This window comes from Lentilitoribacter sp. JB5-8, from assembly GCF_055693385.1.
This window is the reverse complement of sequence record NZ_CM146332.1, coordinates 981,859-997,995: the sequence shown is the minus strand read 5'-3', so window position 1 is coordinate 997,995 and position 16,137 is coordinate 981,859. Positions and strand designations below refer to the sequence as shown.

The following is a 16,137-nucleotide window of genomic DNA, read 5'->3' as shown; positions in this document are numbered from 1 at the left end:
CAAAAAATTTTAAAATTACAGGAGTGACCCATGTCACATTCGCCGGATTCTCATCCGAACGCGCAAGCTTGTCCCGCTTTTGCGCAGAAATCTAATTCTCTTAAAGGTACAATCCAGATCCCAGGAGATAAATCCATCTCCCATCGCTCTTTCATGTTTGGTGGTCTCGCATCAGGTGAAACTCGCGTGAAAGGTTTGCTCGAAGGCGAAGATGTGATCGCTACGGGTAAAGCTATGCAAAAAATGGGTGCCAAAATCGATAAAGTCGGTGATGAATGGATCATCCAAGGCACAGGCAATGGATGTCTGCTTGCACCTGATAGTCCGCTCGATTTCGGCAATGCTGGTACCGGATGCCGTTTGACCATGGGCCTTGTGGGTTCTTATGACTTCTCATCCACATTTATTGGTGATGCGTCATTGTCGTCGCGTCCTATGGGCCGGGTTTTGAATCCATTGCGTGAAATGGGCGTTCAGGTTGAAGCTGAAGCAGGCGATCGTCTGCCAGCTACACTTAAGGGCCCGCGCATTGCGACGCCAATTACTTATCGCGTACCTATGGCATCAGCCCAGGTCAAATCTGCCGTATTGCTAGCTGGGCTCAATACACCCGGCACCACAACTGTGATCGAAACTGTTATGACCCGTGATCACACTGAAAAAATGCTACAGGGATTTGGCGCCAATCTTGAAGTTCATACCGATGCAGATGGTGTAAGAACCATTACACTTGAAGGCCAAGGTGAGCTTAAGGGCCAAAATATCAATGTACCGGGTGATCCCTCATCTACCGCATTTCCGTTGGTTGCCGCACTGATTGCACCAGATAGTGACGTCATTATCGAGAATGTTTTGATGAACCCAACCCGCACCGGGCTTATTACCACGCTGATTGAAATGGGTGGTAACATTGAGATCCTCAACAAACGTCAAAATGGTGGGGAAGATGTTGCTGATCTGTGCGTACGTTCATCCGAACTGAAAGGCATTATTGTTCCTCCCGAACGCGCACCTTCAATGATTGATGAATATCCAATACTTGCTATGGCAGCTGCATACGCGGAAGGCGAGACGTTTATGGATGGTCTTGACGAATTGCGCGTTAAGGAAAGTGACCGCTTAAGTGCTGTTGCGACAGGGCTTAAACTCAATGGTGTTGATTGTGATGAAGGCGAGATGTCGCTGACGGTGCGCGGTCGTCCAGATGGCAAAGGCTACGGCAATCAAAGTGGTGCACGCGTTGTAACGCACCTTGATCACCGAATTGCTATGAGCTTCCTTATTCTCGGGCTTGGCAGCGAACATGCCGTTCACGTTGATGATGCCAATGTTATTCGCACCAGTTTTCCTGAATTTATGGATTTAATGACCGGCTTGGGTGCAAACATTTCATTGATTGAGGCAGCTTAATGTCATTTGTCATCGCAATTGATGGACCTGCAGCTTCTGGTAAGGGCACAATCTCGCGTCGGCTGGCGCGAGAAAACGGGTTCCATCATTTAGATACAGGTCTTACCTATCGCGCGGTGGCAAAAGCACTTCTTGATCAAAATCTTCCATTGGATGACGTCAATATTGCAGAACAAGTGGCAAAAGATCTGGATTTATCCGGTTTGGATGCAAATGTTCTTGCCGTGCACGAAATTGGCAATGCGGCATCGAAAGTTGCCGTGATGCCATCTGTGCGCAAAATATTGGTCAAAGCTCAGCAAGATTTCTCACTGAGACTGCCGGGCACCGTGTTAGACGGCCGCGATATCGGCACGGTTGTTTGCCCAAATGCAAATGTGAAAATATTCGTCACAGCAAATGCAGATGTTAGAGCTAAACGCCGCTATGATGAAGCCATTAGCAAGGGTCGGGATCTTAATTATGATGATGTGCTCTCAGACATCATTGCCCGAGATGCTCGAGATTCGCAAAGAAATGACAGCCCAATGCGTCAAGCTGACGATGCCCTCTTGCTAGATACGAGTAAAATGGATATAGAGACAGCGTTCCAAGCCGCAAAAGCTATGGTTGATGCAGCAAAGAACGCCTAAACAGGCTTAATTTACATCAGTTTTCGCTCAATCGCGTCGGACTTTGTTTAATACAATCTGGGCCTTAGCTGATTTTTTGAAACTCGAACCACGACGCCGTACGCAATTTTGCGCTTCCGCACCAAAATTTAGCTTGAGCCAAAAGTTGCGTCACTTAAGGAAAATTTATGTCAGATACCCCGATGATGGAAGACTTTGCGTCTCTCCTCGAAGAATCTTTTGCAACACAAGATGGTGTAGAAGGTACAGTTGTTAAAGGCTTGATCACTGCTATTGAGAAAGACGTTGCGATTGTTGACGTTGGTCTTAAAGTTGAAGGTCGCGTGCCTTTAAAAGAGTTTGGCGCACAAGCCAAAGACGGCTCACTCACAACTGGAGCTGAAGTTGAAGTTTATGTTGAGCGCATCGAAAATGCTCTTGGCGAAGCTGTTCTTTCACGTGAAAAAGCACGTCGCGAAGAAAGCTGGATCCGCCTTGAAGCTAAATTCGAAGCAAGCGAACGCGTTGAAGGTACTATCTTCAATCAGGTTAAAGGCGGCTTCACAGTTGACCTTGACGGCGCTGTTGCGTTCTTGCCGCGCTCACAAGTGGACATCCGTCCAATCCGTGACGTAACACCTTTGATGCACAACCCGCAGCCATTTGAAATCTTGAAAATGGACAAGCGTCGCGGCAACATCGTTGTTTCTCGTCGTACAGTACTTGAAGAGAGCCGTGCAGAACAGCGCTCTGAAATCGTACAAAACCTTGAAGAAGGTCAGGCAGTTGACGGTGTTGTTAAAAACATCACTGACTACGGTGCCTTCGTTGATCTTGGTGGTATCGATGGTCTACTTCACGTAACAGACATGGCTTGGCGTCGTGTGAACCACCCATCTGAAATCTTGACAATTGGTCAAACAATTAAAGTTCAGATCGTTCGCATCAACCAAGATACACACCGTATCTCATTGGGTATGAAGCAGCTTGAAACTGATCCTTGGGACGGTATCGATGCGAAATTCCCACTTGGCAAGAAAATCTCTGGTGCTGTTACCAACATCACAGATTACGGTGCATTCGTTGAACTAGAGCCAGGTATCGAAGGCCTAATCCACGTTTCTGAAATGTCTTGGACGAAAAAGAACGTGCACCCAGGCAAAATCTTGTCAACATCTGAAGAAGTTGACGTTGTTGTACTTGAAGTTGATCCTTCAAAACGCCGCATCTCACTTGGTCTTAAACAAACACTCGACAATCCTTGGAACGCATTTGCTGACCAATTCCCTGTTGGTGCAACTGTTGAAGGCGAAGTTAAAAACAAAACTGAGTTTGGTTTGTTTGTTGGTCTTGAAGGCGACGTTGACGGCATGGTTCACTTGTCAGATCTTGACTGGAACCGTCCTGGTGAGCAAGCTATTGAAGACTTCAACAAAGGCGACGCTGTTCAAGCTGTTGTTCTTGATGTTGATGTTGACAAAGAGCGTATCTCACTTGGTATCAAGCAATTGTCAAAAGACAACATCGGTGAAGCAACTGCTTCTGGCGAATTGCGTAAAAACGCAGTTGTGTCTGTTGAAGTTACTGACGTTCAGGATGCTGGTCTTGAAGTTAAGCTTGTCGACTTCCCAGAAGTTTCATCTTACATCCGTCGCAGCGACTTGTCTCGTGACCGTGATGAGCAGCGCCCAGAGCGTTTCTCTGTTGGTCAAACAGTTGATGCACGTGTAACAAACTTCTCTAAGAAAGATCGTAAAGTTACACTTTCAATTAAAGCTCTTGAAATCGCTGAAGAGAAACAAGCTGTTGAGCAGTTTGGTTCATCAGACTCAGGTGCTTCATTGGGTGATATTCTTGGTGCTGCTCTTAAAGGCAACGACGAATAATTCATTCAAGAAGGCATAGCCTTTAAGCTAGTTCTAGACCCGCCGGTATCACTACCGGCGGGTTTTTTTGCAAAAATCAAACGCCGGCTCATGACGGTGTACACGACATACCATTACGATTGGCATTGGATACGCAGTCTACCCGGTTGACATAACCTTCTGTAGAAGCACCCACGATATTACCATTTCGAGCAGTTCGTTTCCAACGCCATTGTGTTCGTGCGTCTTTGTAAATTACCCATTTATCCCCATTAGAGGCAGTACAAGATGTAGTCATATTAGTTCCTTTATAAACCATATATTAAAGTATAGCGATTACTATACTTGCTAAATGTATAGTTATCACTATACTTCATGTCAAGACATCAGGGAGATATCATGTCGAAAAAATTTGGAGAGAAGTTACGGCAAATAAGAACCAATAAAAACAAAACCTTAGAGGATCTTGCAGACGGCATCGGCTCCTCAAAGGCGTATGTTTGGCAGTTGGAAAACAAGAAAAATGCGAAACCATCAGCAGAATTTCTACTTAAAATAGCAAATTACTTTGATGAATCGCCCGATTATTTTATAGATGATTCTATTGAAGAACGTACTGAGTCGCATGTAGAGGAAGCATTTTTCCGAAAGTTTAAGAAGCTCTCCAAAGACGACAAAGAAAAATTTGATAGGATGATCTCTGCATTTGAACCAAAGAAAAAGTAACTTCCCGAAAAAACATGCAAATCAGTTAACAAGTTTGTGGCAGGAAGTCGGGCCAAATGAATATCCCCTTGATATTGAAATATTGATTGATCAATTATTTTCGGGAGATGATTTTGACAGCCGACTTTCTGTAGCTTTTGAAAAATTCGACTCGATAGAAGGCTGCCTTCGAAGAGTACGGGATACAAATCAATGGCTAATCGCGATAAATTCAAATATCAAAAACTCAAGAAGATTAAGGTTTACCCTTGCACATGAACTCGGGCATTTCATGTGCCATAGGAAACTTAAAAACGACTTCGAAGATAACCTTGATACATTGAGTAACTACAATTCTCATCTCGAATATGAAGCAAATGTTTTTGCATCACACTTACTAATGCCAGCGAACATAATACGCTCTAAGTTTTCAGATCTAAAGTGGGATGTAGAAAACTTAAAATATCTTGGCAACTATTTTGAATGCTCTCTACAGGCAAGTGCAATCAGGTACATCGAACTTTCGAATAAGCCAATTGCCTTCGTCGTATCACGAGATGGCATGATATGCTGGGCTTGCAAAAGTAATAACGCCCCTTATATGAAGTCTTATCGCTTTGGTGACGAAATGCCCAAGTTATTACCGCAAAGCGATCTGTCTCGTTGGACCGATAATACGGTTTCAAGCGAAACTACTTATTTCGATACTTCGGGGTCTGGATATCAATACACTTGCATAAACTTTGCATAAAACAAAACTATAAATAATCATTCTAAACCCGCCGGTATCACTATCGGCGGGTTTTTTATGCCAAATATATACCCCAGATTCCCGCAGATCATGTTTTCTCTTTGTTAACTTCATAACGGCATAGTTTTTTTTAAGACTGCATCGGATACTGGGAAATGAACTTATCATCTGAGCAAATTGTTAAGCAGCTAAAAATCTCAGATACCGACATGTCCGAGCGCGGATTTAACGCACCCAAATTACGTGAACTTCAGACAAAAACCGTTCTCGGCAATATTAATAACGGTGTCATATTTTTAGATGCAGATTTTAAAGTTCTTTACATCAATCAACGTTGTAAAGAGATCTGGGGTTATCCTGATCATCTGAACTATAATGACATCACACTATACGAGCTGATTACTTACGGAATAACGGATAGCGATTATAGCGAAACACCGCTACCTGATGACGAGCGTCATGAAATTATAACAGGGCTCATTGATGAACTTAGGGATGGCGACACAGGACCTGAAATTGTTCAACGCGGCGATAAAACACTGGTTCAAAGTTCGGTTAAACTCGATGAACACTACCTGCTAACCTTTCAAGATATCACTTTAATGCAGCGACAAGAGCAACAGTTTGAAAGCGTGCTCAACAATATCGACTACGGAATTTTATTCTTAGACAAAGATCTCAATGTGCTGCATATGAACGCGCGCTTTCTCGATATATGGGAATTCGATAAAAACATTGTCGATAAAAATTTAACATTGCGCGAGCTCATGGAATTATCGCAGGAAGAAAACGACCCGGTTGAAAACGGCTATGCTAACTTTTCCTGGGATGATGTGATTAAAGAACGCGAAACGATGGTCCGCTCTGGTAATTATGGGCCGGAAATTCTGTACCGAGAAAGCGGAAAGGTCTTTGTTCACAGCCATGTCAAAGTGGATGCAACGCATCTTTTAACATATTTTGACATCACAGATTTAAAGCAACGTGAGGCTGAACTTGAAGAGGCAAAGCACCAAGCTGAGAGTGCTGAAAAGGCAAAATCCGAATTTCTGGCGAATATGAGTCACGAGATCCGCACCCCAATGAATGGTGTGATGGGCATGGCGCAGCTATTGGCCAAGACTGAACTCAATTCCAAACAAAAGATGTTTGCCAACACAATTGTAAATTCTGGTGAAACCCTACTCACAGTTATCAATGATATTCTAGATTTTTCAAAAATTGACGCCGGACAATTAAAACTGTCAGCGGAACCATTTTCGCTAACGCAAACTGCGCACGATATTGCAACGCTTGTTTCAGCAAGCATTAAAAGCAAGGGCCTTGAAATTATACTGAGAGTCTCACCTGACCTGCCAAAGAGTTTTCTAGGTGATGCCATCCGTATTCGACAAATTATCACAAACCTAGTTGGTAACGCTGTTAAGTTTACTGACGCGGGACATGTTCTTATCGATGTCGGCACACGTATTTGTGAAAAAGATGGGTGTGCAAAAATTCATATCAGTGTTTCAGATACTGGTATTGGTATTAGTTCGGATCAAATTGAAAAGATTTTCAGCAAGTTCTCGCAAGCTGATTCATCTGCAACTAAAAAATTTGAAGGCACGGGCTTGGGACTATCCATTGCATCATCACTTGTCGAACTCATGGATGGAGAAATTGGGGTAGAAAGTGAATTAGGGGTGGGTTCAACCTTCTGGTTTGAGATTGAACTGCCGCTGATCGATCCAACAAAAACACTACAACATCTCTCTTCAGACCGCGAGAAAACACGTGTTCTCATTCTCGACGATCACCCGCTGTGTCGCCAAATTTTGCAAGAATATATGCATTGTTGGGGTATTGAGAGCGCAGCATGCGTTGACGCTGATGAAGGCATGCAAATGTTATACGCCATGCGCGAGGTTGGCATTGCGCCTGATCTGATAATAACAGACTATAAAATGTCTGGCATCAATGGTGCAAAGTTCATTCAACAGCTAAGTTGTGATCAGGACTTCAGTGACATCCCGATTATTCTGCTTGCCCAGGTAAACAAAACTGGTAATGCCGATATTGCTGAAATTTCGGAGCGCTGTGCAATTGTCAGCAAGCCATTTTGTGTTGAGACTTTAAGACCGGCGATTGAAGAACGTCTTCTTAAAGCATCTAACATACAGACCAAGCTTGCATCTTAATTTGCTCATAGGCTTAGTATGACAAATCCCGCTGACAAATATGCCAACGGGATTCAAATTTTTAGCCGTTAAGCTGTTGCCATATTTGTATCTGATTCAGGCTGCATCTCGTTTTTCAAGAGATAAAGCGATGACAGCACAATCATCAGAGTTCCAACCCACATGGCTCCCGTTGGCAAGAAACCAAAGGCTAGCCAACCCAGAACTACATTCATTGGTAATTTCAAATGATCAAATGGCTGAAGATATGCAGCATCGGCAATCGAATAGGCTTTTACCAATGAGAACTGTGCAATTGTGGTTAAAATACCTGTGATCGCAACGAGCCAAATTGCATTGGTGGTTGATACCGAAAATCCTGAATCCAGCGTGAGCACCGCATTGATCGGCGCCAATAATACCAACAGATAAAAAGTCAGTGTTTGCGGCTTTTCAAAGCGGGTTAGATATTTGGTCGTAAGGCTTGAAAGCCCCCAAAAAAATGCTGCAGCTACCGGATAAAGCGTTGCCCAGCTAAACTGATCTGACCACGGTTCAAGGATAACCATCCCACCGCAGAAACCAAAAAAGACGGCGAACCATCTTTGCACACTCACGTCTTCGCCTAAGAAAAGACGCGCACCGATGGTGACAAAAAACGGCGAGGTCATGATCAATGCAATTGCTTGCCAGATAGGAACATGGGCAAGACCCATAACCCATAATTGAACACCGACTGCTGCGAAAACAACACGCAGCACATGCCACAATGGACGCGATGTTTTACCGTCTTGAAGCTTTCTTAAAATCCATGGAAGACTGAACATTAGTGCGATCAAATACTGCCAGAAAACCACGGTTGTGGAGCTTTGCCCCATCTGCATGGTAAGTGATTGCAATAGCGTATTGATCACCGCGAAAATGGCGCCTGCAAGCACCATAAAAAACGCACCCTTAAGGGCAGCATTATTTTGAAAATTTTGTAAATTTAACTGAGTCATGAGCGTTATCCTTTCTGTTGCGCACAAGACCCAAGGCAAACAGGAAAGACCACACATGCTGACCACCAGCATATGTGTTTCACCCGCTCTCTTTCATCCGGACTATGACCGTCGGCTTTGGAATTTAACCAAATCTGCTGACCTTGCATCACCTGACACAAGCGCTCGCGGGCTTTCAAATAAATGATTACCGCCGGTGGGGAATTTCGCCCCGCCCTGAGAACGCTTGCAAATAATCACAAACATCCCAAGAACGCAAGAAGGTTATTGGCAGTGTGCCGATCTGCGGTAATCAACGCTGAATTTTAAGCAGATTTGAGCTGCTCTTTTCAAAGCCATATTTTTCATAAAACGGCGCGATGTGATCGGGGCAATAAAGTTCAAAACTTTTTACATTCGCGAGTTTCCCATGACCGGTGATCTGATCAAGCATATGTTTACCCAACCCTTGTCTCCGGTGGGTTTTTGCAATGATGACATCAAAGATAAGCGCTTTGAATGTGAAGTCGGATAAAACTCGTGCGCAGGCGATGAGTTGATCATCATCAGTGATACACCCAAACACCAGATCTGAATTATCAAATGCTGATATTACATCCTTTGCCGGACGGCCTTTGGTCCACCATTCTTTGATATAAAGCGCATATAATTGGTCATGATAATCACTGTTAAATTCATCGAGCCAATGCATCAAACAACCTAACTATGGGCGAAAATATCGCTGTCTTCCCATCCCATAAGATCAAGTTTTGCGCGCGTCGGTAGGAATTCAAAACAGGCTTTTGCAACATCTAACCGCTCTTCGCGTTCTAAATTGATTGTCATTTTATCGCGTAGCGCATGAAGGTGCAAAACATCCGATGCAGCATAGGCAAGCTGCGCATCGGTGAGCTTTTCTGCTGCCCAGTCAGATGATTGTTGTTGTTTGGATAAATCAACGCTTAACAGCTCACGGCAGACATCTTTTAAGCCGTGGCGGTCTGTGTAAGTGCGTGTGAGTTTCGAGGCAATTTTGGTGCAGAAAACTGGCGTACAAGTCACCCCAAAGGTGTAATACAAAACGGCAATATCAAATCGACCGTAGTGAAATAGTTTCGTTTTGCTTTGATCTTCAAGGAGCGCAACAAGGTTGGGCGCTTGTTTCTGACCTTTCTCGATTTGAATGATATCTGCTGTGCCGTCACCAGAAGATAATTGAACAACGCATAGTCTATCTCGCCTTGGTAACAGCCCCAAGGTTTCGGTATCGATTGCGATATCGCCCTTGTATCGCGCCGCAGCTTTTGTGGAAATATCACCCTTATGCAATCGAATATTTGTCATCAAAGTCTCGTTTTTTGCAGAATCACTTTGTAATCAGTCTAGTCCAATCACAAGCGAGTTTGAACCATTGCATTTTAATTCGATCTGCACTATGTGTCGATCATACACCGTTGGGGTGCCTTATAATTTTTCAAAGGCTGAGAGGCGTTTTTCGCTAACCCATCGAACCTGATCCGGGCAATTCCGGCGGAGGGAACGGTCATCGCTAGCTTACTTTAAAGCGCAAAGACCCCCCAATGCCGAGTTGTTTGGAAATGACAAATTGGTAGGGGAAGAAAGTGACAGCAATAGCGATGACAATTGCCGGATCCGATAGTGGCGGCGGCGCAGGTATCCAAGCGGACTTAAAAGCATTTTCTGCACTCGGGGTTTATGGCGCGAGCGTCATTACGGCCATCACCGCACAAAACACCAAAGCAGTAACTGCGGTTGAAGAAATCTCCCCCAATGTGGTTTCAGCACAAATCCAAACGGTGCTGGAAGACCTAGATGTTGATGCTATTAAAATTGGCATGCTTTCCTCACCCGACATCATTCATGCTGTCGCATCTTCGCTTGTAAATGTTGATATCCCGATTGTCCTAGATCCGGTTATGGTCGCTAAATCTGGCGATGCTTTACTGCGTGAAGAAGCGATCTCTGCACTTAAAAGCGAGTTGTTACCCCTTGCAACATTGTTAACACCCAATCTGCCAGAAGCTGGGAAGTTGCTGGGTGCAACGCAGGCAGAAAACCCAATGCAGATGGCCTTTCAAGGTAGTGATCTTCTGGCTATGGGCCCGAAAGCTATTTTGATGAAAGGTGGGCATAGCGATGACGACATCTGTACAGATTTGCTAATTGGCACGAGCGCTGAACCCATCTCATTTGAAGCACAGCGCATCGATACGAAAAACACACACGGTACGGGCTGCACGTTATCCTCATCGATTGCTGCATGTATGGCGCAAGGACTTGAGATCGAAGATGCAGTTGGCCGCGCACATCAATATTTGCAAGGGGCTATCCGCGCCAGCGACCAGATTAAAATTGGTTCAGGCCATGGGCCGGTTCATCATTTTTACGCGCTTTGGGGTTCAGATGATGACTAATGTAACCATTAAAGGTGCAGGCGTTTTGGGATTGAGTATCGCGACTGAAATTTCAGCGCGTGGTGGCAGTGTCACCATCATCGATCCCGATGGCACTCCTGGACCGCATGGTTGTTCTTGGTGGGCGGGCGGCATGCTCGCACCATTTTGCGAAGGTGAAAGTGCCGAAGAACCCGTTGTTCGTTTAGGGCAAGACGCCATTGCTTGGTGGGCAAAAAACGGTGCAGATATCACCTATAACGGTTCAATGGTCGTCGCTCAGGGACGTGATATTAAAGAGCTGGCACGGTTTGGTAGACGCACATCAAATTTTGAAGAAATTGATGCAGATAAGGTTTCAGAGCTAGAACCTGATCTAGAAGGACGCTATCGAAAGGCGCTCTATTTCCCATCCGAAGCACATCTTGCACCAAGGCAAGCGCTTGAGGCTTTGGTTTCTAATCTAGCCAATCAAGGAATTAAAATTCAGACATCTGGCGAAGCCGAGACGAACTCGACGATCATTGATTGCCGCGGCTTAGCTGCGCAAGACAAACTAACTGATCTGCGCGGGGTCAAAGGTGAGATGCTTATTTTGCATTGTCCCGATCTTGATCTCAAACGTCCTATTCGATTGCTACATCCAAGAATTCCGCTCTACATCGTTCCACGCGGTAATGGCATTTATATGCTTGGCGCAACGATGATTGAAGCCGGCGAACGCTCACGCATTACGGCCCGTTCGATGCTTGAGATGCTGACGGCTGCTTACGCATTACACCCAAGTTTTGGTGAGGCGGAAATTTTGGAAATCGGTGTCGACGCGCGTCCCGCGTTTAACGATAACTTGCCGCGCATTCGCCATGAGGGAAATACGATTTACGCCAATGGCCTTTATCGCCATGGCTATTTGTTAGCGCCGTCTGTTGCGCAACAAGTTGCAGATTATTTGTTCGATGGCACACGCCCCGAATTTGCCGACAAAGACATGCCCAACTCCAAAGATGAGGTACATCATGACCATTGTGCTTAATGGTGAGAAAGTTGAAATCAACGCGGTTTCACTCAACGAAGTGCTCAACGAGCTTGGATATAAAGATGCGAAAGTCGCAACAGCGGTGAATGAGGAATTCGTCCCTGAGACCCTGCGCAGTACCATCTCATTAAGTGATGGCGACCGCCTTGAAATTCTAGCCCCTATGCAGGGTGGATAATGTCATGAGCAAACAATTTTACGGCACCGAACTCAAAAATCCATTGATGTTAGGTACTGCGCAATATCCTTCGCCTTCGATCTTAACGGATGCTTTTAAAATGTCAGGTGCTGGGGTTGCAACCGTCTCGTTGCGCCGGGAAAGCGGCTCTGATCGTGCAGGTCAAGAATTTTGGCAGTTGATCAAAGAGCTCAATGTTCCGGTACTGCCCAACACAGCCGGGTGCTACACAGTTAAAGAAGCTGTGACCACCGCGCATATGGCGCGCGAGGTTTTTGGCACACCTTGGATTAAGCTTGAAATCATTGGGCACACCGACACACTGCAACCCGATGTTTACGGTCTTGTGGAAGGCGCTCGTATTTTAAGCGAAGAAGGCTTTCAAGTTTTCCCATACACAACCGAAGATATGGTGGTGGCCGAGCGTTTGCTTGAAGTTGGCTGCGAAGTTCTCATGCCATGGGGCGCACCAATTGGATCAGGACTTGGCCTTAACAACGAACATGGTCTTCGCATGTTGCGAGCGCATTTCCCGGATGTACCGCTTGTCGTTGATGCGGGAATTGGTCTTCCGTCACAAGCTGCGCATGCGATGGAGCTTGGCTATGACGCAATACTATTAAACACCGCCGTTGCGAAAGCGGGCGATCCGCCTTTGATGGCCAAAGCATTTGCCGATGCAATTTGCGCCGGCAAAGCAGCCTATGACGCTGATCCGATGGAGCCGCGCGATATGGCTGAACCTTCTACTCCTGTGATTGGAAAGGCATTCCTATAATGCAGCTTGATCGATTTTACCCCATCTTTGACAATACAGATTGGCTCACACGACTTTTGCCACTTGGCATCAAGTTGGTGCAGCTGCGCATTAAAGATAAGTCTGACGAAGAAACGCGTGCCGAAATCATCAAAGGCAAAGCGCTATGTGAGCGACATGGTGCGCAATTGATTGTCAATGATTATTGGCAAATTGCCATCGAAGAGAAGTGTGATTTTATCCATCTGGGTCAAGAAGATTTAGATGTCGCGGATGTCAAAGCAATCCGTGCTGCCGGGATTAAAATTGGCCTCAGCACTCATGACAATGATGAGCTTGATCGTGCGCTATCTTATGAGCCTGAATATCTCGCGCTTGGTCCTGTATACCCAACCATTCTTAAAAAGATGAAGTGGACAGAGCAAGGGCTCGACAAAGTCACCGAATGGAAGAAACTGGTTGGTGATACACCACTTGTCGCAATCGGTGGCATGAGCGTGGAACGTGCCCAAGGTGCATTTGACGCCGGTGCCGACATCGTCTCCGCAGTCACTGATATTACGTTAAACGAGGATCCAGAAGCTCGGATCAAACAATGGATCAATGCAACACGATGAGCGCAACAAGATGAATGCATCAGGTAACAGATATGCACGCCAGATGGTGCTGCCCGAAGTTGGGTTGGAAGGTCAACTCAAACTTGCTGAAGCGCATGTTTTGGTTGTCGGCGCTGGCGGCTTAGGTGTGCCAGTTCTGCAATATCTTGCTGGCGCTGGCATTGGCACAATCACAATCGTCGACCCGGATGAAGTCTCTTTGAGTAATCTGCAACGCCAGACGCTTTATGGTGAACAATATCTTGGTGCATCAAAGGCCGAAACGGCCAAGCAAATTCTGCAAAATTTGAATTCAGACATTTCGATCGAAGCGGTTCATACATCGCTTGATCCAAGCAGTGTGAAAAAACTATGTTCTGGCGTGAGCATCGTGCTCGATTGCGCCGATAGTTTTGCAGTGAGCTATATTTTATCAGATCATTGTTATGTTCAGAACATTCCTTTTATCAGCGCGTCTGCTCTTGCGCTTTCAGGTTATGTTGGTGGGTTTTGTGGTGGTGCTCCTTCGCTTCGCGCACTGTTTCCCGACTTGCCTGCGCAGGCAGGTAATTGTGCAACAGCCGGGGTCTTAGGACCTGTGGTTGGCACAATTGGCAGCCTGCAAGCGCAAATGACTTTGTCGCAGATTTTAGGGTTAGACCCCTCACCTTTGGGACAGCTTATAAGATTTGACGCGCAGACATTCCGCTTCTCAAGCTTTCGTTTTGATAAAGCACCAGAACCTAAAAATGGTGGCTTAAAGTTTATCGCAGCAAGCGAGATTAGCGACGATGATTTCGTCATTGAACTACGCGGATTAGATGAGACTTTAGAAGCGGCTCATCAAGACGCAATCAGAATTCATGTCGACGATTATCAGAACGATATTCTGGTACCAGGCGATGAAAATCAACGCGCCGTGTTCGTTTGCCGATCAGGCTTACGCGCACACCGCGCGGCCACACAATTACAAAATCAATGGGACGGGAACATCGTTCTCGTCGCCGCAGGATAACGATCTAGGAAGGATCAATTTATGAAAATCAAATCACTTGTACTAGCGGGCGCGCTCGCAATTTCATCAACCAGCTTGGCATCTGCCGCTGATAAAATGAAGCTTATGCTGGATTGGTTTATCAACCCAGATCACGGGCCAATCATAGTTGCGCAAGAAAAAGGTTACTTTGCTGACCAGGGCTTGGAAGTTGAAATCATCGCACCAGCTGATCCATCTGATCCACCAAAATTGGTTGCTGCCGGGCAGGCTGATCTTGCCGTTTCATATCAGCCTCAGCTTCATCTTCAAATTCATGAAGGTCTACCACTCATTCGCGTGGGTACTTTGGTTGCAACACCGCTTAACTGTTTGCTTGTTTTAAAAGACGGTCCGATTAAAGAAATCTCAGACCTTAAAGGCAAGAAAATTGGTTTCTCAGTATCGGGTGTTGAAGAAGCTGTTTTGGGTTCAATCTTGAACAATCACGGCGTAGAAATGTCAGATATTGAACTCGTCAATGTGAACTGGTCACTATCTCCATCATTGATGTCAAACCAAGTGGATGCCGTGATTGGTGCATACAGAAACTTCGAATTGAACCAAATGGAAATCGAAGGTGTTGAAGGTAAGTGTTTCTTCGTTGAAGAAGAAGGGCTTCCAACATATGACGAGCTGATCTATGTGGCGAAATCTGATGAGATGGACAAAGACAAAATCTCACGCTTCCTCACTGCAACTGAACTTGCGACACAATACATCGTCAATCACCCTGAAGAGTCATGGGAAATTTTCTCAGGCACTTCAGCTGAATTGCAGGACGAGCTAAATGCCAAAGCATGGGTGGATACATTGCCACGTTTTGCATTGCGTCCATTTGCATTTGACGCTGGTCGCTACTCAAAATTTGAAGCATTCTTGAACGAAAAAGGATTGATCTCTGGCATTAATCCAGTTTCAAAAATCGCAATCGACGTATCTGAATAGGTGATCTCATGAGCACTGATGTTAATTACGGTCGCGTTTTTGCATCACTTCGCACATCTTCTGAACATTGGCATGCCTATACTCGGCATGCCTTTGTTGAAGCGATGCGAGATGGAACTCTGCCTCAGGAAGCATTTTTACATTATCTAAAACAGGATTATGTGTTTCTTATTCATTTCTCGCGTGCTTGGGCATTGGCTGTTGCAAAAGCGGGAAGCCTTGATGAAATGAAAGCCTGTGCGGCAACTGTAAATGGTCTAGTCAATGGTGAAATGCAGTTTCATGTTGAGACATGCGCTAAGCTTGGCATTTCTGAAAAAGAGCTTTTAGAAACCGTCGAAGCATCTGAAAACTTAGCCTATACGCGTTATGTTTTAGAGGCTGGGTATTCGGGCGATTTCATATCACTTCTTGCAACACTTGCACCTTGTGTCTTCGGCTACGGTGAGATCGGTTTGCGTCTTAAGAAGGATAAAACATCGGATACTTATCTTGAATGGATCGACACTTATGCTGGTGAAGAATACCAGGATGTTTGTAAAGGCGTTGCAGAGCTTTTGGACAATGCGGTGATCAATCGTTTGGGTGAAGGTTTTGAAACGCTTCCGCTTTGGGAGAATGTCAAAGAACAGTTTGATATTGCAACACGCCTTGAAGTGAGCTTTTGGGAGATGGGTTTAAACCCATAATTTTC

18 protein-coding genes and 2 riboswitches are annotated in these 16,137 nt (G+C 45.3%); of the genes, 14 read left to right on the top strand and 4 right to left on the bottom strand.

Annotated features, from left to right (window positions below; all coding sequences use genetic code 11):
• The first annotated feature begins 30 nt into the window (after positions 1 to 30).
• From aroA to rpsA, 3 genes are all read left to right on the top strand, one after another.
• Entirely contained in the window at positions 31 to 1,410 is a 1,380-nt protein-coding gene (aroA, locus tag ACZ1GZ_RS04815) for a 3-phosphoshikimate 1-carboxyvinyltransferase (RefSeq protein WP_472667340.1), read from the top strand.
• A complete protein-coding gene (gene cmk / locus ACZ1GZ_RS04810; RefSeq protein WP_472667339.1) occupies positions 1,410 to 2,042 on the top strand; it encodes a (d)CMP kinase in 633 nt (210 codons plus the stop codon). Before aroA ends, cmk begins: the two co-directional genes overlap by 1 nt.
• A gap of 167 nt (positions 2,043 to 2,209) precedes the next feature.
• Positions 2,210 to 3,907 (top strand): 30S ribosomal protein S1, encoded by a 1,698-nt coding sequence (gene rpsA / locus ACZ1GZ_RS04805; protein WP_472667338.1) that lies wholly within the window; start codon positions 2,210 to 2,212, stop codon positions 3,905 to 3,907.
• A gap of 88 nt (positions 3,908 to 3,995) precedes the next feature.
• Here rpsA and ACZ1GZ_RS04800 read toward each other — a convergent pair whose 3' ends face one another.
• Positions 3,996 to 4,184, bottom strand: a complete 189-nt coding sequence (locus tag ACZ1GZ_RS04800) for a YegP family protein (protein WP_472667337.1) — start codon at positions 4,182 to 4,184, stop codon at positions 3,996 to 3,998.
• A gap of 101 nt (positions 4,185 to 4,285) precedes the next feature.
• On the opposite strand from ACZ1GZ_RS04800, the gene ACZ1GZ_RS04795 reads away from it, so the two are divergent.
• The 3 genes from ACZ1GZ_RS04795 (at position 4,286) to ACZ1GZ_RS04785 (ending at position 7,522) form a co-directional block, all read left to right on the top strand.
• The gene (locus tag ACZ1GZ_RS04795; RefSeq protein WP_472667336.1) at positions 4,286 to 4,612 is read left to right on the top strand and encodes a helix-turn-helix domain-containing protein; all 327 of its coding nucleotides are present in this window, start codon (positions 4,286 to 4,288) and stop codon (positions 4,610 to 4,612) included.
• A complete protein-coding gene (locus tag ACZ1GZ_RS04790; protein ID WP_472667335.1) occupies positions 4,593 to 5,342 on the top strand; it encodes an ImmA/IrrE family metallo-endopeptidase in 750 nt (249 codons plus the stop codon). Before ACZ1GZ_RS04795 ends, ACZ1GZ_RS04790 begins: the two co-directional genes overlap by 20 nt.
• A 155-nt stretch (positions 5,343 to 5,497) precedes the next feature.
• Complete coding sequence (locus ACZ1GZ_RS04785; protein WP_472667334.1) at positions 5,498 to 7,522, top strand: ATP-binding protein; 2,025 nt, start codon at positions 5,498 to 5,500, stop codon at positions 7,520 to 7,522.
• Positions 7,523 to 7,590: 68 nt separating this feature from the next.
• On the opposite strand, the gene ACZ1GZ_RS04780 is transcribed toward ACZ1GZ_RS04785, so the two are convergent.
• The 3 genes from ACZ1GZ_RS04780 to ACZ1GZ_RS04770 all read right to left on the bottom strand — a co-directional run bounded on the left by ACZ1GZ_RS04780 (position 7,591) and on the right by ACZ1GZ_RS04770 (position 9,825).
• Positions 7,591 to 8,502 carry a DMT family transporter gene (locus ACZ1GZ_RS04780; protein ID WP_472667333.1) on the bottom strand — a complete coding sequence of 304 codons (912 nt, stop codon included), beginning with the start codon at positions 8,500 to 8,502 and terminating at the stop codon, positions 7,591 to 7,593.
• Positions 8,503 to 8,583: 81 nt separating this feature from the next.
• Positions 8,584 to 8,730, bottom strand: a riboswitch (FMN riboswitch).
• A 64-nt stretch (positions 8,731 to 8,794) separates the two neighbouring features.
• Positions 8,795 to 9,193, bottom strand: coding sequence for a GNAT family N-acetyltransferase (locus ACZ1GZ_RS04775; RefSeq protein WP_472667332.1), 399 nt, complete (start codon positions 9,191 to 9,193; stop codon positions 8,795 to 8,797).
• A gap of 8 nt (positions 9,194 to 9,201) precedes the next feature.
• Entirely contained in the window at positions 9,202 to 9,825 is a 624-nt protein-coding gene (locus ACZ1GZ_RS04770) for a ribonuclease D (protein ID WP_472667331.1), read from the bottom strand.
• A 101-nt stretch (positions 9,826 to 9,926) separates the two neighbouring features.
• Positions 9,927 to 10,037: riboswitch (TPP riboswitch) on the top strand.
• A gap of 81 nt (positions 10,038 to 10,118) precedes the next feature.
• Between ACZ1GZ_RS04770 and thiD the strand changes: the two genes are divergently transcribed.
• Genes thiD through tenA form a run of 8 tightly spaced genes read left to right on the top strand, consistent with a single transcriptional unit; the run spans position 10,119 to position 16,132 of the window.
• Positions 10,119 to 10,916, top strand: coding sequence for a bifunctional hydroxymethylpyrimidine kinase/phosphomethylpyrimidine kinase (gene thiD, locus ACZ1GZ_RS04765; protein WP_472668236.1), 798 nt, complete (start codon positions 10,119 to 10,121; stop codon positions 10,914 to 10,916).
• Positions 10,906 to 11,928, top strand: coding sequence for a glycine oxidase ThiO (thiO, locus tag ACZ1GZ_RS04760; protein WP_472667330.1), 1,023 nt, complete (start codon positions 10,906 to 10,908; stop codon positions 11,926 to 11,928). The genes thiD and thiO overlap by 11 nt, the downstream gene beginning before the upstream one ends.
• A complete protein-coding gene (gene thiS, locus ACZ1GZ_RS04755) occupies positions 11,912 to 12,109 on the top strand; it encodes a sulfur carrier protein ThiS (protein WP_472667329.1) in 198 nt (65 codons plus the stop codon). The genes thiO and thiS overlap by 17 nt, the downstream gene beginning before the upstream one ends.
• 4 nt (positions 12,110 to 12,113) lie before the next feature.
• Positions 12,114 to 12,887 carry a thiazole synthase gene (locus ACZ1GZ_RS04750; RefSeq protein WP_472667328.1) on the top strand — a complete coding sequence of 258 codons (774 nt, stop codon included), beginning with the start codon at positions 12,114 to 12,116 and terminating at the stop codon, positions 12,885 to 12,887.
• Positions 12,884 to 13,483: a thiamine phosphate synthase gene (locus tag ACZ1GZ_RS04745; RefSeq protein ID WP_472668235.1), complete on the top strand. Its 600-nt coding sequence runs from the start codon at positions 12,884 to 12,886 to the stop codon at positions 13,481 to 13,483. Before ACZ1GZ_RS04750 ends, ACZ1GZ_RS04745 begins: the two co-directional genes overlap by 4 nt.
• Positions 13,470 to 14,477: a ThiF family adenylyltransferase gene (locus ACZ1GZ_RS04740; RefSeq protein WP_472667327.1), complete on the top strand. Its 1,008-nt coding sequence runs from the start codon at positions 13,470 to 13,472 to the stop codon at positions 14,475 to 14,477. Before ACZ1GZ_RS04745 ends, ACZ1GZ_RS04740 begins: the two co-directional genes overlap by 14 nt.
• A 21-nt stretch (positions 14,478 to 14,498) precedes the next feature.
• Positions 14,499 to 15,443: an ABC transporter substrate-binding protein gene (locus ACZ1GZ_RS04735; RefSeq protein ID WP_472667326.1), complete on the top strand. Its 945-nt coding sequence runs from the start codon at positions 14,499 to 14,501 to the stop codon at positions 15,441 to 15,443.
• Positions 15,444 to 15,451: 8 nt separating this feature from the next.
• Entirely contained in the window at positions 15,452 to 16,132 is a 681-nt protein-coding gene (gene tenA, locus ACZ1GZ_RS04730) for a thiaminase II (protein WP_472667325.1), read from the top strand.
• Positions 16,133 to 16,137 lie beyond the last annotated feature (5 nt).